At 64.8% G+C, this 24,927-nt stretch carries 22 protein-coding genes; 11 read left to right on the top strand and 11 right to left on the bottom strand.

Annotated features, from left to right (window positions below; genetic code table 11):
- The first annotated feature begins 112 nt into the window (after positions 1-112).
- Positions 113-2,989, top strand: a complete 2,877-nt coding sequence (locus ABIB06_RS31610) for a valine--tRNA ligase (RefSeq protein ID WP_354050594.1) — start codon at positions 113-115, stop codon at positions 2,987-2,989.
- A 2-nt stretch (positions 2,990-2,991) separates the two neighbouring features.
- Here the strand turns inward: ABIB06_RS31610 and ABIB06_RS31605 are convergent, their stop codons facing one another.
- Positions 2,992-3,594, bottom strand: a complete 603-nt coding sequence (locus ABIB06_RS31605) for a DNA-3-methyladenine glycosylase (RefSeq protein WP_354069816.1) — start codon at positions 3,592-3,594, stop codon at positions 2,992-2,994.
- Positions 3,595-3,724: 130 nt separating this feature from the next.
- Here ABIB06_RS31605 and lipA point away from each other — a divergent pair, with 130 nt between their 5' ends.
- Positions 3,725-4,681 (top strand): lipoyl synthase, encoded by a 957-nt coding sequence (gene lipA / locus ABIB06_RS31600; RefSeq protein ID WP_354050590.1) that lies wholly within the window; start codon positions 3,725-3,727, stop codon positions 4,679-4,681.
- A gap of 6 nt (positions 4,682-4,687) precedes the next feature.
- Positions 4,688-5,158 (top strand): type II toxin-antitoxin system RatA family toxin, encoded by a 471-nt coding sequence (locus ABIB06_RS31595; protein ID WP_247353406.1) that lies wholly within the window; start codon positions 4,688-4,690, stop codon positions 5,156-5,158.
- Between the two features lie 30 nt (positions 5,159-5,188).
- On the opposite strand, the gene ABIB06_RS31590 is transcribed toward ABIB06_RS31595, so the two are convergent.
- From ABIB06_RS31590 to ABIB06_RS31565, 6 genes are read right to left on the bottom strand one after another with little or no spacing between them, the layout of a single operon-like run.
- Positions 5,189-6,004: a c-type cytochrome gene (locus ABIB06_RS31590; RefSeq protein ID WP_354050588.1), complete on the bottom strand. Its 816-nt coding sequence runs from the start codon at positions 6,002-6,004 to the stop codon at positions 5,189-5,191.
- Positions 6,004-7,626, bottom strand: coding sequence for a b(o/a)3-type cytochrome-c oxidase subunit 1 (locus ABIB06_RS31585; protein WP_354050586.1), 1,623 nt, complete (start codon positions 7,624-7,626; stop codon positions 6,004-6,006). The genes ABIB06_RS31590 and ABIB06_RS31585 overlap by 1 nt, the downstream gene beginning before the upstream one ends.
- A complete protein-coding gene (locus ABIB06_RS31580; RefSeq protein WP_354050585.1) occupies positions 7,613-8,188 on the bottom strand; it encodes a cupredoxin domain-containing protein in 576 nt (191 codons plus the stop codon). The genes ABIB06_RS31585 and ABIB06_RS31580 overlap by 14 nt, the downstream gene beginning before the upstream one ends.
- A complete protein-coding gene (locus tag ABIB06_RS31575) occupies positions 8,185-8,361 on the bottom strand; it encodes a hypothetical protein (RefSeq protein WP_354050583.1) in 177 nt (58 codons plus the stop codon). Before ABIB06_RS31575 ends, ABIB06_RS31580 begins: the two co-directional genes overlap by 4 nt.
- Positions 8,362-8,369: 8 nt before the next feature.
- A complete protein-coding gene (locus ABIB06_RS31570) occupies positions 8,370-9,611 on the bottom strand; it encodes a cytochrome c (RefSeq protein WP_354050581.1) in 1,242 nt (413 codons plus the stop codon).
- An 8-nt stretch (positions 9,612-9,619) separates the two neighbouring features.
- Complete coding sequence (locus ABIB06_RS31565) at positions 9,620-10,327, bottom strand: c-type cytochrome (RefSeq protein ID WP_354050580.1); 708 nt, start codon at positions 10,325-10,327, stop codon at positions 9,620-9,622.
- Between the two features lie 890 nt (positions 10,328-11,217).
- Here ABIB06_RS31565 and ABIB06_RS31560 point away from each other — a divergent pair.
- Positions 11,218-11,997, top strand: a complete 780-nt coding sequence (locus ABIB06_RS31560; RefSeq protein ID WP_354050579.1) for a mechanosensitive ion channel family protein — start codon at positions 11,218-11,220, stop codon at positions 11,995-11,997.
- Positions 11,998-12,003: 6 nt separating this feature from the next.
- Here the strand turns inward: ABIB06_RS31560 and ABIB06_RS31555 are convergent, their stop codons facing one another.
- Positions 12,004-12,612, bottom strand: a complete 609-nt coding sequence (locus ABIB06_RS31555; protein WP_354050578.1) for a CinA family protein — start codon at positions 12,610-12,612, stop codon at positions 12,004-12,006.
- Between the two features lie 4 nt (positions 12,613-12,616).
- Positions 12,617-13,798, bottom strand: a complete 1,182-nt coding sequence (locus ABIB06_RS31550) for a bifunctional 2-C-methyl-D-erythritol 4-phosphate cytidylyltransferase/2-C-methyl-D-erythritol 2,4-cyclodiphosphate synthase (RefSeq protein ID WP_354050576.1) — start codon at positions 13,796-13,798, stop codon at positions 12,617-12,619.
- Positions 13,799-14,078: 280 nt separating this feature from the next.
- On the opposite strand from ABIB06_RS31550, the gene dusB reads away from it, so the two are divergent.
- Genes dusB through ntrC form a run of 3 tightly spaced genes read left to right on the top strand, consistent with a single transcriptional unit; the run spans position 14,079 to position 17,704 of the window.
- On the top strand, positions 14,079-15,080 hold the full coding sequence (dusB, locus tag ABIB06_RS31545) for a tRNA dihydrouridine synthase DusB (protein WP_354069818.1): 1,002 nt from the start codon (positions 14,079-14,081) through the stop codon (positions 15,078-15,080).
- Positions 15,077-16,252 carry a two-component system sensor histidine kinase NtrB gene (locus ABIB06_RS31540; RefSeq protein ID WP_247353395.1) on the top strand — a complete coding sequence of 392 codons (1,176 nt, stop codon included), beginning with the start codon at positions 15,077-15,079 and terminating at the stop codon, positions 16,250-16,252. Before dusB ends, ABIB06_RS31540 begins: the two co-directional genes overlap by 4 nt.
- Positions 16,253-16,261: 9 nt before the next feature.
- Complete coding sequence (gene ntrC / locus ABIB06_RS31535; protein WP_007610301.1) at positions 16,262-17,704, top strand: nitrogen regulation protein NR(I); 1,443 nt, start codon at positions 16,262-16,264, stop codon at positions 17,702-17,704.
- 169 nt (positions 17,705-17,873) lie between these two features.
- Here the strand turns inward: ntrC and ABIB06_RS31530 are convergent, their stop codons facing one another.
- Complete coding sequence (locus tag ABIB06_RS31530; protein ID WP_247353393.1) at positions 17,874-18,020, bottom strand: hypothetical protein; 147 nt, start codon at positions 18,018-18,020, stop codon at positions 17,874-17,876.
- A 182-nt stretch (positions 18,021-18,202) separates the two neighbouring features.
- Between ABIB06_RS31530 and ABIB06_RS31525 the strand changes: the two genes are divergently transcribed.
- The 4 genes from ABIB06_RS31525 (at position 18,203) to hflX (ending at position 23,874) form a co-directional block, all read left to right on the top strand.
- Positions 18,203-20,596, top strand: a complete 2,394-nt coding sequence (locus ABIB06_RS31525) for a sensor histidine kinase (protein WP_354050528.1) — start codon at positions 18,203-18,205, stop codon at positions 20,594-20,596.
- Between the two features lie 17 nt (positions 20,597-20,613).
- Positions 20,614-21,984, top strand: a complete 1,371-nt coding sequence (ntrX, locus tag ABIB06_RS31520) for a nitrogen assimilation response regulator NtrX (RefSeq protein WP_354050526.1) — start codon at positions 20,614-20,616, stop codon at positions 21,982-21,984.
- 253 nt (positions 21,985-22,237) lie between these two features.
- Positions 22,238-22,483, top strand: coding sequence for an RNA chaperone Hfq (hfq, locus tag ABIB06_RS31515; protein ID WP_247353387.1), 246 nt, complete (start codon positions 22,238-22,240; stop codon positions 22,481-22,483).
- Between the two features lie 11 nt (positions 22,484-22,494).
- Positions 22,495-23,874, top strand: a complete 1,380-nt coding sequence (hflX, locus tag ABIB06_RS31510) for a GTPase HflX (RefSeq protein ID WP_354050524.1) — start codon at positions 22,495-22,497, stop codon at positions 23,872-23,874.
- Between the two features lie 138 nt (positions 23,875-24,012).
- On the opposite strand, the gene mazG is transcribed toward hflX, so the two are convergent.
- The gene (gene mazG, locus ABIB06_RS31505; protein WP_354050523.1) at positions 24,013-24,864 is read right to left on the bottom strand and encodes a nucleoside triphosphate pyrophosphohydrolase; all 852 of its coding nucleotides are present in this window, start codon (positions 24,862-24,864) and stop codon (positions 24,013-24,015) included.
- Positions 24,865-24,927 lie beyond the last annotated feature (63 nt).

The following is a 24,927-nucleotide window of genomic DNA, read 5'->3' as shown; positions in this document are numbered from 1 at the left end:
GCTTGTGCGTCATATTCGGTCTCCCGACCGCACCGGAAAGCCCTGTTGCCGCCTGGCTTTCCTTTGAGCTTTCCGTTGACTTGGACCCCGCGCGCGGCTTTCTAGCAGCCCCATGATCGAAAAAAATTACCAACCCGCCGATATCGAAGCCCGCATGTCCGTCGTGTGGGAGGACAGCCTTGCCTTCAAGGCCGGCCGCCCCGACCGCCGCGACGCCGTGCCCTTTACCATCGTGATCCCGCCGCCGAACGTGACGGGCTCGCTGCACATGGGCCACGCCCTCAACAACACGCTCCAGGACATCCTGTGCCGCTTCGAGCGCATGCGCGGCCGTGACGTGCTGTGGCAGCCCGGCACCGATCATGCCGGCATCGCCACCCAGATGGTGGTCGAACGGCAGCTGATAGAGCGCCAGCAGCCCAGCCGCCGCGAGATCGGCCGCGAGAAGTTTCTGGAGCGGGTCTGGCAGTGGAAGGCCGAGAGCGGCGACACCATCATCAACCAGCTCAAGCGGCTCGGCGCCTCCTGCGACTGGTCGCGCGAACGCTTCACCATGGACGAGGGCCTGTCCAAGGCCGTGGTCAAGGTGTTCGTCGAGCTGCACCGCGATGGCCTGATCTACAAGGACAAGCGGCTGGTGAACTGGGACACCAAGCTGCTCACCGCGATCTCCGATCTCGAAGTGCAGCAGACCGAGGTCAAGGGCAGCCTCTGGTACCTGCGCTATCCGATCGAGGGCAAGATTTTCAGCCCCGAAGATCCCTCGAGCTTCATCGTCGTTGCCACCACGCGCCCGGAGACCATGCTGGGCGACACCGGCGTGGCCGTGCATCCCGACGACGAGCGCTATCAGAAGCTCGTCGGCAAGCACATCGTCCTGCCGCTGGTCGGCCGCAAGGTGCAGATTGTAGCCGATGACTATTCCGATCCGGAGAAGGGCTCGGGCGCGGTCAAGGTGACGCCGGCGCATGACTTCAACGATTTTGAAGTCGGCAATCGACACGGTCTGCGCCGCATCAGCGTGCTCGACAAGGAAGGCTGCCTCGATCTCCTCGACAACGAGGATTATCTGCGCGACCTGCCGGAAGGCGCCGCGCATTTCGCCGAAGAGTTTCACAAGGTCGATCGCTTCGCTGCGCGCAAGCGCATCGTCGAGCGGCTGGACTCGTTCGGCTTCGTCGAGCGGATCGAGCCGCACACCAACATGGTGCCGCATGGCGATCGCTCCGGCACCGTGATCGAGCCGTACCTGACCGACCAATGGTACGTCGACGCCAAGACACTCGCAAAACCCGCGATGGCGGCGGTGCGTTCGGGCGAAACCACCTTCGTGCCGAAGAACTGGGAAAAGACCTATTTCGAATGGATGGAGAACATCCAGCCCTGGTGCATCTCGCGCCAGTTGTGGTGGGGCCATCAGATCCCGGCCTGGTACGGCCCTGACGGCAAGGTGTTTGTCGCCGAGACCGAGGAAGAGGCCGTCAGCCACGCGCTGGGCTATTACGTCGAGCAGGAAGTCATCACGGTCGAGCAGGGCCGCGAGATGGCGCTCGACCGCAACAAGCGGGACGGCTTCATCACGCGCGACGAGGACGTGCTCGACACCTGGTTCTCCTCGGCGCTGTGGCCGTTCTCGACGCTCGGCTGGCCCGAAGACGCGCCGGAAGTACAGCGCTACTATCCCACCAACGTGCTGGTGACCGGCTTCGACATCATCTTCTTCTGGGTCGCCCGCATGATGATGATGGGCCTGCACTTCATGAAGGAGGTGCCGTTCTCGACGATCTACATCCACGCCCTCGTCCGCGATGAGAAGGGCGCCAAGATGTCGAAGTCGAAGGGCAACGTCATCGATCCGCTCAATTTGATCGACGAATATGGCGCGGACGCGCTTCGCTTCACGCTGGCCGCGATGGCCGCGCAGGGACGCGACATCAAGCTCGCCACCAGCCGTGTCGAGGGCTACCGCAATTTCGCGACAAAGCTCTGGAATGCGTCCCGCTTCGCGGAGATGAACCACTGCGCCGTGCCCGAGGGTTTCGAACCGGCGAAGGTCAAGGAGACGCTGAACCGCTGGATCGCGCATGAGAGCGCGCACACCACGCGCGAGGTGACCGAGGCGATCGAGGCCTATCGCTTCAACGATGCCGCAGGCAGCATCTACCGCTTCGTCTGGAACGTCTATTGCGACTGGTATGTCGAGCTCGCAAAACCCGTGCTGCTCGGTCCCGACAGCCCTGCCAAGGCCGAGACCCGCGCCATGGTGGCATGGGCGCGCGACGAGATCCTGAAACTGCTGCACCCCTTCATGCCCTTCATCACCGAGGAGTTGTGGGAGGTGACGGCCAAGCGCGACGGTCTGCTCGCGCTGGCACCATGGCCGCTGAAGCCGTCCGCGCCGACGCCGGAGCAGCTTGCGATGCTTGCGGCAACGACGGGGCCGACCGATGCGCTCGTCTCTCCGGCCTGGGTGCTGCCGATCTTCGACCATGCCGACTTCACCGATCCCGCGGCCGAGGCCGAGATCGGCTGGGTGATCGACCTCGTCACCCAGATCCGTTCGGTGCGCGCCGAGATGAACATCGCGCCGGCGACTCTGACGGCACTGGTGCTCGCAGGCGCCTCGACCGAGACGATGGATCGCGCGCCTCGCTGGAGCGACGTCATCAAGCGCATGGCGCGGCTGTCCGACATCTCCTTCGCCGACCACGCGCCCGACGGCGCGGTTCAGCTGCTGGTGCGCGGCGAGGTGGCCGCGCTGCCGCTCAAGGGCGTGATCGACGTCGCCGCCGAGCGTACGCGCCTCGACAAGGAGATCGCGAAAGCCGACGCCGACATCAAGCGCGCCGAGTCCAAGCTGGCCAACGAGAAGTTCGTCGCCAACGCGGCCGAGGAAGTCGTCGAGGAAGAGCGCGAGAAGCGTGAGGCCGCGCTCGCTCGCAGGGCCAAGCTGCTGGAGGCGCTGGAGCGGCTGAAGCTGGCCTCGTAGCCCTATTTCGGGAACGGCTTGCTCAGAAACTTCGATCCCCTGACGCCATAGCGCCAGGGCAGCTCGACGGCCTTGGTGATGCCGATCCGGATTCCGGCCACCACTTCCAAATCCTCCGTCCGCGCATGCAACGCGATCGGGGGACGGTCCAGCGGCAGGGCGTTGTGCGCGATGGTGATGCCGAGCGCTTCGGTCAGCTTGCCCGGGCCCGAGCACAGCGCGTGCACATCGACCGCATGGCGGCGGCGGCGCATCGTTGCCAAGCCGTGCGTGGGCTCCAGCGCGCGGATCAGCACGGCAGCGGCCGAGCCTTCGTTCTCGCAGACGAAGTTCACGCACCAATGGATGCCGTAGGAGCGGTAGACATAGGCAAAACCGGGTGGGCCGAACATCACCTGGTTCCGCGGCGTCGGTCCGTTGTAGGAATGCGCCGCCGGCTCGGTATGATGATAGGCCTCGACCTCGACGATGATCCCGCCGACGCCGTCGACCAGCATGGTCGCACCGATCAGGTCGTGCGCGACCTCGCGGACGCTGCGGCCGAAGAAGGCGCGCTTCAGCGGCTTGCCGAGCCGCGGTGTAGAGGCTTTCGAGGTTGGAGCCATTCGAGGTGAAAATCGCCTGAGAACAGAGCAGGATAATGCCCATATCTGCCATGTTCCCTGAAGCAGGGCGAGCCGGGTTGCGATGCCCGGCGAGACCGACTAGGTAGGACCTGAACAGACCGGACACCCCATGGTCGTTATTGTCGATACCATCTCGAACCCGCTGCGCCCGCGTCACCCCGAAAAGGTGAACCGGCCCGATTCCGCTTCGCCGCCGAAGCCGGACTGGATCCGCGTGCGCGCGCCCAATACCCGTGGCTATGCCGACACCCGCAACATCGTGCGCGCCAACGGCCTGCATACGGTGTGCGAGGAAGCGGGCTGCCCGAATATCGGCGAGTGCTGGGACAAGAAGCACGCGACCTTCATGATCATGGGTGACACCTGCACCCGCGCGTGCGCGTTCTGCAACGTCAAGACCGGCATGCCGAACGCGCTCGACGCGACCGAGCCGCAGAACGTCGGCGAGGCCGTGGCCAAGCTCGGCCTTGCCCATGTCGTCATCACCTCCGTCGACCGCGACGATCTCACTGATGGCGGCGCCGAGCATTTTGCCCAGACCATCCGCGCGATCCGCGCCGCGTGCCCCTCGACCACGATCGAGATCCTGACACCCGATTTCCTGCGCAAGGAGGGGGCGCTGGAGGTCGTCGTCGCGGCGAAGCCCGACGTGTTCAACCACAATCTCGAGACCGTGCCGTCGTGCTATCTCACGGTACGGCCCGGCGCGCGCTATTTCCATTCGATCCGGCTGCTGCAGCGGGTCAAGGAGCTCGATCCCACCATCTTCACCAAGTCCGGCATCATGGTCGGCCTCGGGGAAGAGCGCCACGAGGTGCAGCAGGTGATGGACGATCTGCGTTCCGCCGACGTCGATTTCCTGACCATCGGGCAATATCTCCAGCCGACCCGCAAGCATCACGCCGTGATGCGCTACGTGTCGCCGGACGAGTTTTCGTCCTACGAGAAGGTCGCCTACACCAAGGGCTTCCTGATGGTCTCGGCGAGCCCGCTCACCCGTTCGTCGCATCATGCCGGCGAGGATTTTACGAAACTGAAGGCCGCGCGGGCAGCAAGCGCCCGCTGAACCGCCATGCCCAAATTTTCGAGCAAGCGCCGTGTCGATCACAGCGCGTCCGAGATGTTTGATCTGGTCGCCGACGTCGAGCGCTACCCGGAATTCGTGCCGCTGTGCAGCGCGCTGAAGGTCCGTCAGCGCATGGCGAAACCCGACGGCACCGAGGTGCTGGTCGCCGACATGACGGTGTCGTTCAAGCTGGTCAAGGAGACCTTCACCAGCCGCGTGACGCTCGACCGCGCCAATTTGAAGATCCTGGTCGAATATCTGCAAGGTCCTTTCAGCAATCTGGAAAACCGCTGGACGTTCGAGCCCAAAGGTGAGGGCGTCTGCGATGTCGGTTTCTTCCTCGCCTACGAATTCAGGAGCCGCATGCTGGCGCTGCTGATGGGCTCGATGTTCGACGCCGCGTTCGCGCGGTTCTCCCTCGCGTTCGAGAAGCGTGCGGACGCGATCTACGGACGGCGGAAGCTGGCATCGTCGTAGGATCTCCGGCGGGGGCACGAACTCCTCGCTTCAATCCACCGCCTTCACCACATCCGGCGGCTGCGAGGCGTAATACGCGGCGGCCTGCTCGATCTCCTGCGGCGTCACCGCACGCGCAATGTTGCGCATCTGCTGGCTGATGTCGTTGCGGCGCTCGCCGGAAGCGAAGGCCTGGAGCTGCACCTTCAGATAGGCCTCGGACTGGCCTTCCAGCCACGGGCTGCCGGTCTTGTTGTCGAGGCTGCCATGGCAGGCGCCGCAGGGCGCGATGCCGCGCATCGGCGCGCCGTAGATGACGATGCTGGGTTTTGGGAGCTGCGGAGTCGGGTGATAGGCCGGCAGCCGCGGCAGATAGGCGTAATAGTTCGAGAGATCGGCGATCTCCTGGTCGGTCAGGTTGACGGCGAACGGCGACATCACGGCATTGGTGCGCGCGCCGGAGCGGAAATCATGCAGCTCCTTGTAGATCACGGCGGCATACTGGCCGGCGAGATTGGGCGAGTCCGCACGGCTGATACCGGTTGGGCCATGACAGATCGCGCAGCGCTGCGCCAGCGTGGCGCCGTGGCCGATCGCTTCCTGGCTCGGCCGTGACAGCGTGCGCGAGGTCAGCACGACCTCCGACAACCGCTTGGTCTGCTCCGGCGTCATCACGCTGGCGGCGCGCTGCGGTACGCCGGCGGCGCTGCAGATCGCGTCCCAGACGTTGGCGAACTGAACCCAGGGCTGCGCGAAGGGCAGCACGATAAAGCCGGTGACAACAGTCACGATCAGCATGCCGGCGACGATGCCGACGCCTGTCGTGAAGTGGCGATTGCGGAACGTGAAGAGGTCGCGCGCACCCATCACTGCGCTCCCACATAGACGGCCGGCACCGACGTGCCTTCGGTCAGCGCCAGCGTCAGGATCGGGTACCCGTAATTGGTCAGGGTGAGCACGATCATCAGCGCCACCCACAGCGCGTGCGTGTTGAGCGCGACCGGGACCGTCGTGGACTGGTGCACGGCCAGCGCAAAGCGATATGGACCGGCATCGACCTGCGGCGCACGCATGCCGCGGGCCAGAATGACCAGGCACAGGATGCCAGACGCCAGCAGGATGAAGCCGCCAATCACGGAGAGGGTGACCGAGAGCGCCTGCGGCGCGATCGCGGGATCGCCGAAGTCGAAATAGGCCATGCGGCGCGGCATGCCCAAGATACCGACCCAGTGCCAGGGGAAAGTCGTGACGATCATGCCGATGAACCACAGCCATAGCTGGGTGCGGATCAGGCGAACGTCGATCAGCTCTCGCCCGGTCAGATGCGGCCACAGATCATAGGCGATCGCAAAATACATGATCACGATGGCGCCGCCGAAGATCAGGTGGAAATGGCCGGTGATCCACTGCGTGTTGTGGATTGACGCATCGAGCTGGTAGCTCATGTTGATGAGGCCGCCGGCACCGCCGAAGCCGAGCATGATGAAGGAGAAGGCGAGCGCCAGCATCATCGGGTTGTCCCACGGCAGGGCCCTGATCCAGCCGAACATGCCGCGGCCGCCGCGCAGGCGCGCGGCGATCTCGACCGACGCGCAGATGGTGAACACGGTCAGCAGCGTCGGAAGCGCCACCAGCGCGGTGAAGGCGGAATGGATGAACTTGAAGCCGGCGCCGACCTGCGGATCGGCGAAGGTGTGGTGCATGCCGATCGGCATCGCGACCACCAGGAACAGGATGAAGGAGATCCGCGCCATGCTGTCGGAATAGACCCGGCCGCCGATCGCGCGCGGCACGATGGTGTAATAGGCGATGTAGGTCGGCATCAGCCAGAAATAGACGATGGCGTGCAGCGTCCAGGAGAAGAACACGCGGGCAAGGCCGGCGTCGATGGTGGCCTTCAGCCCGGCCGCGACCGGAATGATCTGGAGCAATAGCTCGAGCGCGGCGCCGACCGCAGTCCAGGCCCACAAGTAAGAGCCCGCGACATTGGCGAACATCGCCAGCGGCACCGGCGCGCCGGGATGGGCCTTCCGCCAGACGCGCAGATTGATCGACATCAGCGCGACCCAGAACCACGAGCCGACCACGACCAGCACAACGCCGAGGTAGTAGAAGACGTTGCCGATCAGCGGCGGATAGAACGTGTAGAGCACGGAGGCGCGCCCAAGCCCGACCGGGACCATCGCCATGATCGCGCCGACCACGATCAGCCAGAACCCGGCCCAGGCCCAGCGGACGCCGACCAGCCGCTGCTCCAGCGCGGACTCGCTGATGGCATAGCCAAAACCCATCGCGACCAGGGTCGGGAAGACGTAGCCCATCACCGTGCCGTGCGCGGTGAGCGAACGGTAATAGAGCTCGGGATTGGACAGCCATGTGCCGATCGGGCTGCGGATGAACATCTGCCAGGCGCCGAGCGTCAGCGCGATGCCGAACACGGCGAAGGCCAGCCAGAAATGGGCGAGGATGAGCTTTCTATTGACCAACACAGCTCAGCCTCCCGCCACCCTTCGCGCGATCAGCGAATTCGGTCTTCTCGATCACCTTGACCTTGCCCCACATGCCCTCGTGGCCGAAGGAGCAAAATTCCTGGCAGGGCATCAGATAGTCGCCGGCCTTGGTAAAGCGCATGAGCTGCTCGGAGATGTAGCCCGGCACCAGCATGGTGTTGACGTTGGTGCCCTGGATCAGAATGCCGTGGACGACGTCGGCGCTGGTGGCGCGCAGCGTGATCGGCGTGTCCACGGGCACCACGATGCAGGCCGGCGTGAATGAATATTGCTGCCCGATCGCGCGCACGGTGACATTGCCGTTCGCCTCGAGCACGCTGCCGAGATTGCTCTCGACGAATTCGCCTGAGAGGTGCAGCCGCGACGGATCGGTGGTCTCGACGCGCGGCTGCGGCATGGTTGCGCGATGGATGCCGGCGAACGCCGCCAGCAGCGCCATCATCACGATGATGATCACGGCGACGATGGCCCAGCGCCGCTCGACGCGGGCCGCGACCTCGGCGCTGGCGCTGCCGCTGCTGTGGGTTTGCTCTGTGCTCATTGCAGCGACCCGCGCGGCAGGAAGACGAACAGATAGAAGGCGAGCCACATCGCGACCACGCAGGCCGTGGCGATGCCGGCGATCACGATCGCACCCGATGGTCCCTGGGCAACGACCTCCTCGATGGCCTGTTCGGCGGCGGCTGGGCTGGTCGGCGGATCGGAATTGAACATGGCGGCCCTCAGTTCAGCGGTGCCGAGCGCAGCTCGTTGGCCTCGCGCGCCGAGACCGGCGTGCCGCGATTGCCCCAGGCGGTGCGGATGTAGGAGACGACGGCGGCGACCTCGTTGTCGGAGAGGAGGCCGGCGAAGGGCGGCATACCGTAGGGCATCGGATTGCCCTTGGTGCCCGGCGGATAGCCGCCATTGAGCACCATGCGGATCGGATTGACCGCCGACTGCATCTCGATCGACTGGTTATTGGCGAGCGGCGGCCAATGCGGCGGCTTGCCTTCGCCCTGCGCGCCATGACACCTCGCGCAGTTCTTGTCGTAGACGGTCTTGCCGAGGCTGACCAAGAGGCTGCTCTCGGTGGTCGGCAGTGCCGAACTCGCGGCCGGCGGAGGCGAGGGCTCCGCGATGCTCTTGAGGTACACCGCCATTGCCCTGGTGTCCTCGTCGTTGAGGTATTGCAGGCTGTTATGCACGACCTCGGCCATCGGGCCGTAGACCACGCCCCGCATGGAGACACCGGTCTGGAGCAGATCGGTGATGTCCTTGATGCTCCAATCGCCGAGCCCCGCCTCGCGATTGTTGGTGAGAGACGGCGCGTACCAGTTCTGCATCGGGATCAAGCCGCCCTTGAAGGTGTCCGCTTGCGAGGTGCCGCCGAGCGCATTGATCGGCGAATGGCACATGGCGCAATGACCGAGACCCTCGACCAGATAGGCGCCGCGATTCCATTCCACCGACTTGGTCGCATTGGGCTTGAACTCGCCCTCGCGGAAGTACAGCGTACGCCACCCGAGAATGAGCTGGCGGTTGTCGTAGGGGAAGCGCAGCTCGTGCGGCTTGTTCTTCTGGTTCACCGGCGCGATCGAACGCAGATAGGCGAAGATCGCGTCGCTGTCGGCACGCGTGACCTTGGTGTAGGAGGCGAACGGCATCGCCGGATAGATCAGCCCGCCATCCGGGAAACGGCCATTGTGCATGGTCTTGTAGAAGTCGTCGGCGCTCCACTTGCCGATACCGGTATCCGCGTCCGGCGTAATATTGGAGGTGTAGATGGTGCCGAACGGGGTCGGCATGGCGTGGCCGCCGGCGAACAGGCGGCCTTCCGGCGCAGTATGGCAGGCGGTGCAGTCGCCGGCGCGGGCAAGATACTCGCCCCGTGCAATGACATCGGTGCTCTTGTCCTGCGCCTGCGCGACCGTGGTGAAGGTGGCGAGAGCGAGCAGCGTGGTCCAGAATTTCGAGCCCATCATCCGCCTCGTCAGTTGGGCTGGCTACCGCAGCCGAACGGCAGCGCGTAGGTGCCTTTCGGCACGGGGACCGGGTTTGCAGGCGCCGGCCGCGTCGCGAGCCAGGCCGCGACGGCGGTGACGTCTGCCTCGGTCAGATGACCGGCGACGAGCTGCATGCAGTCGGGTGCCTTCGCGGTGCGGGTGCCGTAACGCCAGGCGCCGAGCTGGGCACTGACATAGGCCGCGCGCAAGCCGAGCAGGCCGGGGATACCCGGCTGCATGCCCGTGAGACCCGAGCCATGGCAGCTCACGCAGGCCGGAATGCCGCGGTCCGCATCGCCGCTGGTGGCGAGCATCTCGCCCTGGGCCAGGACGTCCTTGCTGATCTCACTCGGTGCCGGCTGCGGCAGCGGCGGGTGCTCGCTGGCAAAATATTCCGCCATTGCCTCCAGATAAGGATCGGGCAGAAACTCCAGCAGATAGTTCATCGGCGGGTATTTGCGCCGGCCGCTGCGGAAGGCGAGCAGCTGGTTGTAGAGATAACCGGCCGGCTTGCCGGCAAGCCGCGGGAAATAAACGTCGCTGGTGCCTTCGCCCTTGTTGCCGTGACAGGGCGTGCACGCCTCCACCCGCGCCGCCATGGAATCCGGCGGCTGGTTGGCCGTCTGTGCGGCCGCGCCATGAATAGCGGCGAAGGCGGCAATGGCGATTGCCAGGGCAGTACCGCGAGCGAACACTCTCGTCGCCCTCCAGGAGGCTGGGCCGGGTTGATTCCCGGTCACAACGTAGAGCAGCATTATTGCGCCAATATAGCCGCGCGCAAGATGGCAGGGAGCGATGACGTTTGGTCGCGGATGCAGATTTGCGATCCCGATCGGTTTCGACAAAATTTGCGTGCATTTTGACAAGCAAACACAGGTTTGCAGTCTCGCGACGTTTCTCGCCCGAGCTTTGCTTTTTGCCGTGGCCCTCAGGTATCGGAGGGCACAGGGAAGACCGGGTGCCGGCTGGCACCCACGGTCCACTGTGCGAAGGTTGCGCTACAAGAATCTGCACAGCGGCATACAGGTGAAGCCAAACAACCGGCCTTCCCTGCGCAGTGGCTTTACGGCTTATGCCGAGCTCTCCCCGGGGAGCGATGCACTATTGCCCCCGTCGCCTTGCGGATGGCTGATGCGCGTGCCCTGTTGGGCAACCCACATCACCACAAGACTTGACACACAGACCCCGGGCGTCAGGACGACACGGTTTTGCCGTACGCAGACTGCACCGGTCGTGTGCGCGACGCCCTCGCTCACGGTTTCCCGCCCTGCGAGGCCCTACGCGCCGATGCTGCCTGCGTCCACCACAACTCATCCCGCGTTTCGTGACGATCGCGATACGCCCCTCTGACAGGGATGAGGTGGCGGGACGATGCGACAAATCAGAATTTCTGTAAAGACGAATATTTTGAGGTGAGCCGATTGACCCGCTGTTTGTGTGTTTTGCCCGTCGGGCAACACAACGGATCGTGGCCCGCGGATTGCGCTTCTCCGTCCGCGCTACGGGATTTGTGTTCCCTCTGCGGCAAGGGGATCATTTCGCGCCGCCACGAGTTCTCTTCGGATTGCCCCCGGGGTGAGAACTCATGACCATCAATTTCGACACGCTGAAAGCATCGCTGGTTCTGTACGGGCTGAATGCGATCTACGCGATCCTGCTGCTCGCTGTGGGCTGGTATCTGTCCGGCGCGATGCAGCGCTTCGTCACGCGCGTCCTCAACGTCGCGCATCGGGTCGATCCGCTCGTGACCTTGTTCGTCTCGAGCGTCACGCGCTACGGCGTGCTGGCTGTGGTCGGCATCGCCGTGCTTCAGCTGTTCGGCATCCAGACCGCGAGCCTCGTTGCCGTATTGGGCGCGACATCACTCGCCATTGGTCTCGCGTTACAGGGCACGCTCTCCAATCTCGCCGCCGGCGTGATGCTGCTGTTGTTCCGGCCCTTCCACATCGGTGATGACGTCGAGGTCGCCGGCAAGGCTGGAAAGGTGAAGTCGCTGTCGCTGTTCATGACGGAACTGGTTGCGCCTGACAACACGCAGATCCTGTTGCCGAACGGGCAGGTGTGGGGCGCAGCCATCGTCAACCACAGCGCCTATCCAGGCACCGGCGAGGTCAAGGTGGCGTTTCCGGTCCCGGCAGGCGCCGCCAATGCGCTAGCGGACCGGATCCTGAAGGAGCTGCGCAACGACTCCCGCATCGACGATCAGGCAGAGCCTGCCGTCCGCGTCTCCAAGGTCGTCGACGTCGCCAATCCGGCAGCGCCGATCCTGGAATTGACGGTCAGCGCAAAGGCGAAGCCGTCTGAAGCCGATGCGGTGAAGCAGTGCGTGCTCGACCATGCGAGTGCGCTGCTCGCGGCTGCGTGAGGGGTCTCACCCCCGCGGCGACCGCGGAGTCCTGCGCTTCGCGGCGTGCCGGCGCGGCGAGCGTGTCACGCGAGGGCGCAGGCGGGTTACCGCGGCTTCACGGCGCGGCTTGGCTTGAACTGGGCCGCGGGCGAGGTCCATCAGCATGCGCAGCGCCTCGACCACCGAGCGCTGGCGCACTGCGGTGCGGCCTATCGCACCGAAGCGATGCTCGCGGTGGACAATGCGGCCGTCGCGCGCGGCGACGGCGAAATGGACGAGGCCGATCGGCTTGCCGGGCGTGGCGCCGCCGGGGCCGGCAATGCCGGTGATGGCGACCGCGAGATCGACGTCGGCGCGTTCCAGCGCACCGACCGCCATTGCGGTCGCGGTCTCCTTGCTGACGGCGCCGAAATTGGTGAGCGTACTCGCCTCGACCCCCAGCATCGCGCGCTTGGCGTCGTTGGAATAGGTGACGAAGCCGCGATCGATGACGTCGGACGAGCCGGGGATGTCGGTCAGTGCGCCGGCGACCAGGCCGCCGGTGCAGGACTCGGCGGTCGCGATCGTCAGCTTGCGCATCCGGCATAGATCGAGCAGCGAGCGGGAGAGGGCGCGTGCGTCGCTGCTGCCCATGACCTTACACGCTCCAGGGCAGGCGGATGGTGGCGCTCGCGGTGGCCGCGATGCCTTCTTCGCGGCCGGTAAAGCCGAGTCGCTCGCTGGTGGTCGCCTTCACCGCGACGCGCGAGATGTCGACGCCGGAAATTTCGGCGATACGCGCGCGCATGGTGTCGCGCAACGGGCCGATCTTCGGCCGCTCGCAGATCATCGTGACCTCGAGATTGGCGATGCGGCCGCCGCGCTGGGTAACGCGCTCGATGGCGTATTTCAGAAATTGGTCCGAGGAGGCGCCCTTCCATTTTGCGTCGCTGGGCGGAAAGTGCGAGCCGATGTCGCCGTCGGCGAGCGCGCCGAGGATGGCGTCGACCAGCGCATGCAGGCCGACATCACCGTCGGAATGGGCGAGGAAGCCTCTGGTGTGCGGCACGCGCACGCCGCAAATCATGAGATGGTCGCCGTCACCGAAAGCGTGCACGTCGTAGCCCGTGCCGGTCCTGATGTCGCCGAGCAGGCTGGCCAGCCGCGCTTCCTCGCGCACGAAATCCTCGGGGGTGGTGAGCTTCATATTGGCAACATCGCCTTCAAAGGTTGCGACCGTCAATCCCGCCCATTCGGCAATCGCGGCATCGTCGGTGAAATCGCTGCGCCCGTCCTTGGCCGCGCGACGATGCGCCTCGAGGATGACGTCAAAACGAAAGGACTGCGGCGTCTGCGCAATTCGCAACCGCGCGCGGTCCGGCGTGTCCTCGACATTGCCGTTCTCGCCGGTGACCTTGATGGTATCCGTGACGGGAACAACGGGGATCGCAGCGCCAGTGCGGCTGGCCGCATCGATCGCGCGCGAGATCACGCCTTCCGAGACGAAGGGCCGCGCGGCGTCGTGGATCAGGACGATGTCCGGCTTGTGCTTGGCGAGCGCTTCGAGACCGGCGAGCACCGAGGCCTGCCGCGTGGCCCCGCCATTCGTTGGCGCCTCGTGCTTTAACCCTGCGACCGCCGCGGTGAAGATGGCGTTGTCGTCGGGGTTCACCACCGGCTGCACCGCAAACACGTCCGCATGCCGGCTGAAGGCTTCCATGGCGCGATAGATCACGGGCACACCGCCGATCTCGCGATATTGCTTGGGACCACCGGCGCCCGCGCGCAGGCCGCGTCCGGCCGCGACGAGAACGACTGCGGTGCGCTGTGATTTCGCCATAGGACTCAAATACCCAGTTGGTGATGACGAGAGTTGGGAGTGGGGAGATGCCGCATGCCTCTAGCACGGCAGGCCCGCAAAAAAAGGGGTTTCCCCGGATTGTGGGATTCAGCATTTTGCTGCACTGCACTTGAAAGTTCTGCAGAACTGTCTAAACTGTAGGCATGACGCTTGACTGCACAAGAATTGTGCGCAAGATGGGTCATGGCAGGCGCGATGAGGCCCCTGCCAACGGAACGGAACTCCTGTGACCGGCTCAGCAGTATCAGACTCTAAGCTGTTGAAAATAGGCGATATTGAAGTCGCCACCCCGGTCTTCCTGGCACCGATGTCGGGGGTGACTGACTCGCCCGTCCGCCGGCTCGCCGCCGAGTTGGGGGCCGGTTTGGTCGTGTCCGAAATGACCGCCAGCGATGAGCTCGCCAACGGCCATCGGATGTCCCGGTTGCGCTGCGAAGCCACCGGGATCGGTCCGCACGTGGTCCAGCTCGCCGGTTGCGAGATGCATTGGATGGCGGAGGGCGCCCGGATTGCCGAAGCCGAAGGCGCCGACATCATCGACATCAACATGGGCTGTCCCGCCCACCACGTCACCGGCGGCCAGTCCGGCTCGGCCCTGATGCGCGACCTCGACCATGCCGTCAGCCTGATCGAGGCGACGATCGCGGCGGTGAAGGTGCCGGTGACGCTGAAGATGCGGCTCGGCTGGGATGACCGCACCCGCAACGCACCGGAACTGGCGCGGCGCGCGCAGGCATCAGGCATCAAGCTGGTCACCGTGCACGGCCGCACCCGCTGCCAGTTCTACAAGGGCGAGGCCGATTGGGACGCGATCCGCGCCGTGCGCGATGCCATCTCCATTCCGCTCGTCGTCAATGGCGACATCACCACTTTCGAGAAGGCGCTCGCGGCGCTCGAAGCCTCCGGCGCCGACGCCGTGATGATCGGCCGCGGCGCGCAGGGCCAGCCCTGGCTGCCCGGTGAGATCGGCCGACGCCTGAAAGGCGGGGCGGCGGAAGCCACGCCGTCGCTCGAGACGCAGCTGCATTATGTCCGCACGCTCTATGAAGGCGTCTGCGCGCTCTATGGGCTGCGCGTTGGTCTGCGGCACGCGCGGAAACATCTCGGCTGGGCGCTCGACGTCGCGGCCGATGTGAGCCGTGCGCCGGCCGAGAAGCTGAAATCCTGGCGCCAGAAGATCCTCACCTCGGAGGATCCCCGGCTCGTCCATCAATCACTGCAAGATGCCTTCGAGGACTTCGCATGGAGCGCTGCTGCATGAGCTCAGCTGCTGAACATCGTCGGCCTGTTCCGTCCGACAACGACGCGATTTTGGATGCCTTGCCCAATCCCGTGCTCATGATCGGGCCGGACGGCAAGATCGTCGCCGCCAACATCGCAACGGAAGCCTTCTTCGATATCTCGACGCAGTTTCTGAAGCGGCAGTCGCTGAAAGAGCTGGTGCCGTTTGGCAGTCCTTTGCTGGCGCTGATCGATCAGGTGCGCTCGTCGAACGCGGCGGTCAACGAATACAAGGTCGATCTGGGCACGCCGCGCATGGGCGGAGACCGCCAGGTCGATCTGCACGTTGCTCCGCTCACGGAACGGCCCGGTCATATCGTGGTGATGCTGCAAGAGCGCTCCATCGCCGACAAGATGGACCGCCAGCTCACCCATCGCAGCGCCGCGCGCTCGGTGATCGCGCTCGCCGCGATGCTGGCCCACGAGATCAAGAACCCGCTCTCGGGCATCCGCGGCGCCGCGCAGCTTCTTGAGCAGCAGGCCTCTTCCGAAGACCGCATGCTGACGCGGCTGATCTGCGACGAGGCCGACCGCATCGTGACGCTGGTCGATCGCATGGAGGTGTTCGGCGACGAACGTCCCGTGGTGCGCGGTCCCGTCAACATCCATTCGGTGCTCGATCACGTCAAACGGCTGGCCCAATCCGGCTTTGCCCGCAACATCCGCTTCGTCGAGGATTACGATCCGTCGCTGCCGCCGGTGCTGGCGAACCAGGACCAGCTCATCCAGGTGTTCCTCAACCTCGTCAAGAACGCCGCCGAAGCGCTGATTGACGTTCCCGACGGCGAAATCCAGCTCACCACCGCGTTTCGTCCCGGCGTGCGCCTTTCAGTCCCCGGTCAAAAATCCCGTGTATCCCTGCCGCTGGAATTTTGCGTGAAGGACAACGGACCAGGCGTGCCGGACGATCTCCTGACCAACCTGTTCGATCCCTTCGTGACCACCAAGCAGACCGGCTCGGGCCTCGGCCTCGCGCTGGTCGCAAAGATCATCGGCGATCACGGGGGCATCATCGAATGCGAATCTCAGCCGCGCAAGACCACGTTCCGCGTGCTGATGCCGATGTATTCCACATCGGTGAAACATGCCGATCACAGCAGTCGCGACGGCTCTGCCGGGAAGTCGTCGTCTGCATCTCAGGGGGCAAAATGAGGATCAACGATGCCCGCAGGTAGCATTCTCGTAGCTGATGACGACACCGCCATCCGCACGGTTCTTAATCAGGCCCTGTCGCGGGCCGGATACGAAGTCAGGCTCACCGGCAATGCCGCGACGCTGTGGCGCTGGGTCAGCCAGGGAGAGGGCGATCTCGTCATCACCGACGTGGTGATGCCCGACGAGAACGCGTTCGACCTGTTGCCGCGGATCAAGAAGATGCGGCCGAATTTGCCTGTTATCGTCATGAGCGCACAGAACACCTTCATGACGGCGATCCGCGCCTCCGAGCGCGGCGCCTATGAATATCTGCCAAAGCCCTTCGACCTGAAGGAGCTGATCGCCATCGTCGGCCGTGCGCTGGCCGAGCCGAAGGAACGGGTCTCGACGCCGAACGAGGACGCCGAGATGGAGGCGATCCCGCTGGTCGGCCGCTCGCCGGCGATGCAGGAAATCTATCGCGTGCTGGCGCGCCTGATGCAGACCGACCTCACCGTGATGATCACGGGCGAGTCCGGCACCGGCAAGGAGCTGGTGGCGCGCGCGCTGCATGATTACGGCAAGCGCCGCAACGGCCCGTTCGTCGCGGTCAACATGGCGGCGATCCCGCGCGACCTCATCGAGTCCGAACTGTTCGGCCATGAGCGCGGCGCCTTCACCGGCGCCAACACCCGCGCCTCCGGCCGGTTCGAGCAGGCCGAAGGCGGCACGCTGTTCCTCGACGAGATCGGCGACATGCCGATGGAGGCGCAGACCCGCCTGCTGCGCGTGCTCCAGCAGGGCGAATACACCACCGTCGGCGGCCGCACCCCGATCAAGACCGATGTGCGCATTGTCGCTGCCTCCAACAAGGACCTGCGCGTCCTGATCCAGCAGGGCCTGTTCCGCGAAGATCTGTTCTTCCGCCTCAACGTCGTGCCGCTGCGGCTGCCGCCCTTGCGCGAGCGCATCGAGGACCTGCCGGATCTCATCCGCCATTTCTTCGCGCTCGCCGAGAAGGACGGCCTGCCGCCGAAAAAGCTCGACACGCTGGCGCTGGAGCGGATGAAGCAGCACCGCTGGCCGGGCAACGTGCGCGAGCTCGAAAACCTGGCGCGGCGCCTCGCGGCGCTCTATCCGCAGGACGTGATCACCGGCTCCGTCATCGACGGCGAGTTGGCGCCACCCACGGTCAGCCCGGGTGCCGCAGTCCAGCATGGCGTCGACAATCTCGGCGGCGCGGTGGAGGCGTATCTCTCCTCGCACTTCCAGGGCTTCCCGAACGGCGTGCCGCCGCCGGGCCTCTATCACCGCATCCTCAAGGAGATCGAAGTGCCGCTGCTCACGGCCGCGCTCGCCGCCACCCGCGGCAACCAGATCCGCGCCGCCGATCTGCTCGGCCTCAACCGCAACACGCTGCGGAAGAAGATCCGGGATCTCGATATCCAGGTTTATCGAAGCGGGGGCTAGCCTTCCGGGAACGGACGGTGGCTCAGCTCCCCCTACCAAAGAGAGCTGAGCCTGTCCGGATCGCGCTGGCCGTTATGGCTGACGCGGTGGGCAGAAGTCCTGATTGGACTGAAATGTTCCGCTGGAACATTGAAAATGGTCATTCAACCGCGGGACGCGGCCTCACACACTATCTGACAAGCCGGCCTGTCATCGGCATCATGCTGGCGACATTCGCCGGCGGCACCTGCAGACCGGGCCCGTTGACCAGAAGGTCAGCGGCCACAATCAGCAGCAGCACGGCCGAGACCATCATTGCGAGATAGAACTTGTCCATGCCCGGTTAAGCCGCTGGGCCGGAAAACCGTTCCCGCAAGGAGGTCTTGCGACAGCGGCCTGTGGATGCGCCGGTCGGTTGCGGCCTGGACGCCGCGGAATTGTCGCAATTCGGCAACAATGTGGTACGAATACATCAGTATCCGCCCGCGGCGGATCCCGTTTTCAGCACCCATTGCCGGAATGACCAGCGCAGAGACCTCGGCCGCATCCTTTGACACGGCCCCAGCGGAAGAGCCCCGGCGTTGGTCGGCGCGACGCTGGCTGGCGCCGTTCGCCGTGGCGCTGGCGCTGCTGTCGGCGTTCCTGACCTTCATGGTCCTGACCGGCCTCACGTCAATCGAGCCAACGCCGGCGGTTGTCCGCTCGTTCTATCTGATCAATGCGGGCACGATCCTGCTGCTGGTCGGCATCATCATCCGCGAGCTCTGGCAGCTGATCCTGGCGCGGCGGCGAGGCAGGGCGGCGGCGCGACTCCATGTCCAGATCGTCAGCCTGTTCTCGATCGTGGCGGTGCTGCCGGCGGTGCTGGTCGCCGTCGTCGCCAACGTCACCATCGAGCGCGGCCTCGACCGCCTGTTCTCCGGACCGACCAAGGAGGTGATCCAGAACTCGCTGACGATCGCGCGGGCCTACATGCAGGACCATGCGCAGCTGATCCGCGGCGACATCCTCGGCATGGCCAACGACATCGCCCACGCCCGGCCGCTCTACGATCAGGATCGCCGCTCGTTTCGCGAGCTGCTGACGTCCAGCGCCGCCTCGCGCAACCTGCCGGGCGCGATGATCATCGACAAGAACACCAACATCCTCGAATCCGCCGACACCGGCATGCGGCTGGCCTATTCGCCGCCGGCGCCGGACTTCCTCAGCAACGTCAACGAATCCGAGCCCGAGATCGCGGTGCTGCCCGATGCGAGCTTCGTCGCCGCGGTGGTTCGCTTGCGTGCCTTCAGCGACACCTTCCTCTACGTCGCGCGGCCGCTCGATCCGAACGTCGTCAACCAGCTCAAGCAGACCGAGCTCAGCGTCGCCGAATACGCCCAGATCGAGTCGCGCCGGCTCGGCATCCAGGTCGCCTTCGCACTGATGTTCGCGGTGATCGCGCTGACCATCCTCATGGCCTCGGTGATCATCGGCCTCAACTTCGCCAACTCGCTGGTCTCGCCGATCCGGCGGTTGATGAACGCGGCCCAGACGGTCTCGACCGGCGATCTCCATGTGAAAGTGCCGGTGCACCAATCGGAAGGCGACCTCGCCCAGCTGGGTGAGACTTTCAACAAGATGACGCAGGAGTTGCGCAGCCAGCGCGACGAGCTCGTCAATGCCAGCGACCTCATCGACAGCCGCCGCCGCTTCATCGAAGCCGTGCTGTCCTCCGCAAGCGCCGGCATCATCGGCGTCGATACCTCAGGCAGCGTCGGCATCCTCAACCGTTCCGCCGAAAAGCTGATCGGGCACTCCGAAGCCGAGACGCTCGGCCATCCGCTCTCCGACGTGCTGCCCGAGCTCGAAGAGATGATGAAGACGGCGCGGGAAGGGACCCAGCGCCTGGTGCAGGGCCAGATCACGATTACGCGTGACGGGCAGGAACGCAATCTGTCGGTCCGCGTCAGCGCCGAGAAGACCAGCCAGCCGCACGACAGCTACATCATCACGCTCGACGACATCACCGATCTGGTCTCGGCGCAGCGCACCTCGGCCTGGGGCGACGTCGCGCGCCGCATCGCCCACGAGATCAAGAACCCGCTGACGCCGATCCAGCTCTCCGCCGAGCGCATCCGCCGCAAATTCGGCAAGGACATCACCGAGGGCAAGGACAAGCAGATCTTCGAACAGTGCACCGACACCATCGTGCGCCAGGTCGACGATATCCGCCGCATGGTCGACGAGTTCTCGCGCTTTGCGCGGATGCCGAAGCCGGTGATGGAGGGCGAGGACGTCGTGGACACCGTGCGGCAGGCGGTGTTCCTGATGAAGGTCGCCCATCCGGAGATCGATATCGAGGCCGAGTTCAAGGAAGACCCGCTGCGCGCCCAGTTCGACCGGCGGCTGATCTCGCAGGCGGTCACCAACATCGTCAAGAACGCCACCGAGGCGATCGAGCAGGTCCCCCTGGAGGAGCTCGGCAAAGGCCGGATCGACGTCGTGGCGTCGCGCGAGGGCGAGGACGTGCTGATCGACGTCGTCGACAACGGCATCGGCCTGCCCAAGGTGGCGCGCTCGCGCCTCCTCGAGCCGTATGTGACGACACGCGCCAAGGGCACCGGCCTTGGGCTCGCGATCGTCGGCCGCGTGCTGGAAGACCATGGCGGGCGCATCGAACTGAAGGACGCTTCCGACTTCCGCGAGGGCCAGCGCGGCGCCTGGATGCGGATGCGTTTTGCGGTCTCCGGCACTCCCGCGAAAAGCGAGGGGGCCGAACCGGTGGCCGAGGCAACGACCAAGCCGGACATCAGGGAAACGGTCACGGAATCCGTCAAGGATCTGGAAACAAAAGAGCCGGGCACCGAAACCAAAGAGCCGGCTGAAAAGACCAATGATTCAACGAAAACCGAAGCCTCAACAGGCAGCTGAGAAAACAGGCGCGACCCATGGCAAGTGAAATTCTGATTGTCGATGATGAGGCCGATATTCGGGATCTCGTTGCGGGCATCCTCGAAGACGAGGGGTTCGTGACCCGGACCGCGCGCGACAGCGATACGGCGCTCGCCGAGATCGCCAACCGCAGGCCGCATCTGGTGTTTCTCGACATCTGGCTGCAGGGCTCCAAGCTCGACGGCTTGCAGTTGCTGGAGCAGGTCAAGAAGGACAACCCCGATCTGCCGGTCGTGATGATCTCCGGCCACGGCAACATCGAGACCGCGGTCGCCGCGATCAAGCGCGGCGCCTACGATTTCATCGAGAAGCCGTTCAAGACCGACCGGCTGATCCTGGTCGCCACCAGAGCGCTGGAGAACTCGCGGCTCAAGCGCGAGGTCAAGGAGCTGAAGCAGCTCGCGCCGAGTGCAAGCTCGCTCGTCGGCCGCTCGCCCAGCATGAACCAGCTGCGCCAGACTATCGAGCGTGCGGCCAAGGCCAACAGCCGCATCCTGATCGTCGGCCCCGCCGGTGCCGGCAAGGAACTGACCGCACGCACACTGCACACGGCCTCGGGCCGTGCCGAAGGCCCCTTCGTCGTCATCAACGCCGCCGCGATCACGCCCGAACGGATGGAGCACGAGCTGTTCGGCATCGAGCAGTCCAACGGCGAGCACGCGCGCAAGTCCGGCGCGCTCGAAGAGGCCCATGGCGGCACGCTGTTCATCGACGAGATCGCGGACATGCCGCGCGAGACCCAGAACAAGATCTTGCGCGTGCTGGTCGAGCAGTCGTTCCAGCGCGTCGGCGGCAACGGCAAGGTGCAGGTCGACGTCCGCATCATCTCCTCCACCGCGCGCAATCTGGAAGAGGAGATCGCGGGCGGCCATTTCCGCGAGGACCTCTATCATCGGCTCTCGGTGGTGCCGATCCGCGTGCCCGCGCTGTCGGAGCGGCGTGAGGACATTCCGGAGTTGATCGACTATTTCATGGAGCAGATTTCGGCGGGCAGCGGCCTGCCCAAGCGCCAGATCGGGCAGGACGCGATGGCGGTGCTGCAGTCGCATGTCTGGCCCGGCAATGTGCGTCAGCTCCGCAACAACGTTGAGAGAGTCATGATTCTGGCCGGGGGCGGCCCGGAGGTCATCATCACCGCCGACATGCTGCCGCAGGACGTCGGCTCCATGGTTCCGGCGATGCCGACCAGCAACAATGGCGAGCACATCATGGGCCTGCCGCTGCGCGAAGCGCGCGAAGTGTTCGAACGCGACTATTTGATTGCACAGATCAGCCGTTTTTCAGGAAATATTTCTCGCACGGCCGAGTTTGTCGGCATGGAACGCTCGGCGTTGCACCGGAAATTGAAGGCGCTCGGTGTCGGCTGACGCCAGAACGTGGCGGAGATAGGCGAGGAAAATCATCGATTTCCGTAGTTTTTCGGGGCCATACGGCGTGGGCTGGCGCGTGAAGCGGCTTGCCTAATAAGCCCACCTGTCCTCTAATCGCACCGCTGTTCCTTCCGAGGGGGATCTCATGAGGGACGGCAACCGGGAGAGGCGCCGAATTTCAGAAAGAGGGCCGCAACCGGCGCAATAACAACCGGCGCAATAAAAAGAAACTCAAAGCGAGAAAAAAACAATGGCGGCAGACCGCGCACAAAACCTGCAGGACACCTTCCTTAATCACGTTCGCAAAACGAAAACGCCACTGACGATCTTTCTGGTCAACGGAGTGAAGCTCCAGGGCATCGTGACCTGGTTCGACAATTTCTGTTTGCTGCTTCGGCGCGACGGTCACTCGCAGCTCGTCTACAAGCACGCGATCTCGACCATCATGCCGGGCGCTCCGATCCAGTTGTTCGAAGGCGGCGAGGAGCCGGCTTGAGAGTGATCTGATTGGAACCCCGGAATTTCGACGGGGATGCCGACCGTCCGCGGTCGGCAGGGGCCAAGCAAACGGGGCGGGTGCTTGTCATCGGCCCCTACTTGCGAGTGCGCGCGGGTAGTGCCGAAGCGCAATCGGAAAGCCATATCCTGCGTGACGCCCAGGCCCGGCTCGATGAAGCCGCCGGCCTCGCGCGCGCGATCGATCTCGTCGTTGCCGACGCCATCATCACGCCGGTCAACCAGATCAGGCCCGCGACTTACATCGGCAAGGGCAAGGTCGAGGAGATGGCCGGGCTGATCAAGAGCCTTGATGTCGAGCTCGTGGTGATGGATTGCGCGCTGGCGCCGATCCAGCAGCGCAATCTCGAGAAGGAATTGCAGGCCAAGGTGCTCGACCGCACGGGCCTCATTCTGGAGATCTTCGGCCGCCGCGCCAAGACCAAGGAAGGTTCGCTCCAGGTCGAGCTCGCGCATCTCAACTACCAGCGCTCGCGTCTCGTCCGCTCCTGGACCCATCTCGAGCGCCAGCGCGGCGGCTTTGGATTCATGGGCGGTCCCGGCGAGACGCAGATCGAAGCTGACCGCCGCCTGATCCAGGAGCGCATCTCCAAGCTCGAGGGCGACCTGAAGAAGGTGCAGGCGACGCGGCGTCTGCATCGTGCAGGACGCCAGCGCGTGCCGTATCGCGTGGTCGCGCTGGTCGGCTACACCAATGCCGGCAAGTCGACGCTGTTCAACCGCCTGACCCGCGCCGATGTGCAGGCGGCCGACATGCTGTTCGCCACGCTCGACCCGACCCTGCGCGCGCTCACCCTGCCGCACGGCGGCAAGGCGATGCTGTCCGATACCGTCGGCTTCATCTCCAATCTGCCGACGCAGCTCGTCGCGGCCTTCCGCGCCACGCTGGAAGAGGTGCTGGAGGCCGACGTCATCCTGCATGTGCGTGACATCTCGCACGACGACGCCGAGGCGCAGCAGAGCGACGTCGACGCCGTGCTGCGCCAGCTTGGCATCAATCCGGATGACTCAGGCCGCATCATTGAAGTCTGGAACAAGATCGACCGCTACGACGCCGAGCAGCGCGAAGAGCTTTTGAACATCGCTGTGCGCAGACCGGAAGACCACCCGGCGATGCTGGTCTCGGCCGTGTCAGGCGAGGGCGTCGACGCACTGCTCGCCGCGATCGAGGAACGGCTCGCCTCAAAACGCACCACGCTCGACCTTTCGATCGACGCGGCCGATGGCGCCGGCATCAGCTGGCTGCACCGCAATGCCGAGGTGTTGGTGAAGGAGCTGCACGACGGCCGCTTCGACATGACGGTGCGGGTGGACGAGACCAAGCGGGACATCGTGGTGAACCGGTTCGACGCCGTGCCGCGCGTGGCGTGATTTCTCCCACGTCGGCCCGGACAAGGGCGCCCCAAGCGCGCGCAGATCCGCGGCCCTTATCCACAGGAAGCAATTTGGTGCGCGGCATCAGTCGCGTCGTATCTCGAACGATGTGCGATCCCAAACACGACATTGGACTTAGCGGCTGGCTTCCTTGCGTCCCTCTGACGCCGGCTTCTCCTCGGCCTTCGCCGCATTCCACAGCGCGTCCATCTCTTCCAGCGACGCCTGCTCCAGCGCTCGCCCCTGCGCTTCCAGCGCCCGTTCGATATAGGCAAAGCGCCGCTCGAACTTCGCGTTGGTCGCGCGCAGCGCGGCCTCCGGGTCGGCATCGACATGGCGGGCGAGGTTGACCAGCGCAAACATCAGGTCGCCGGTTTCCTCCGCGATCTCATGCTTGTCGTTGCGGTCGAGGGCGGCCTCGATTTCGTCGGCTTCCTCGCGGATTTTTGCCAGCACCGCGCGCGGGTCGTTCCAGTCGAAGCCTACAGTAGAGGCCTTGCGCTGAAGCTCCATGGCGCGCGTCAGCGCCGGTTGGCCGGCCTTCACGCCTGACAACAGCGATTTGTGCGAAATCTCTTCCGGTGGCCGGCGTGCGGCGCGCTCGGCCTTCTCCTCGTCCTTGATGCGGTCCCAGACTTCCTTGACGTGGGAGGCGGCGAGGTTGCCGTCCTTGTCTACGAAGACGTGAGGATGGCGCCGGATCATCTTGCGGGTGATGGCCTCGACGACATCTCCAAAAGCAAATGCGTTCTGCTCCTCGGCCATCCGGGCGTGGAACACCACCTGCAACAGGAGGTCGCCGAGCTCTTCGCAGAGATCGTCGAGATCGCCGCGGCCGATGGCCTCGACCACCTCATAGGCTTCCTCGATCGTGTAGGGCGCGATGGTCGCAAAATTCTGCTCGAGGTCCCAGGGGCAGCCGGTCACCGGCGTGCGCAGCGCCGCCATGATCTCGATCAGGCGTGAAATGTCGCGGGAAGGGGTCATTGCGGGGCAGTCTCCTAGCTTTCAAGCCTTATGCCAAAAGCGGGCCGCCGTTCCCAGCGTAGC

The organism is Bradyrhizobium sp. LB8.2, from assembly GCF_040548035.1.
In the GTDB taxonomy this organism is placed as follows: Bacteria; Pseudomonadota; Alphaproteobacteria; order Rhizobiales; family Xanthobacteraceae; genus Bradyrhizobium.
The sequence above is the reverse complement of the archived record's forward strand: the minus strand, read 5'-3'. Positions and strand labels throughout refer to the sequence as shown.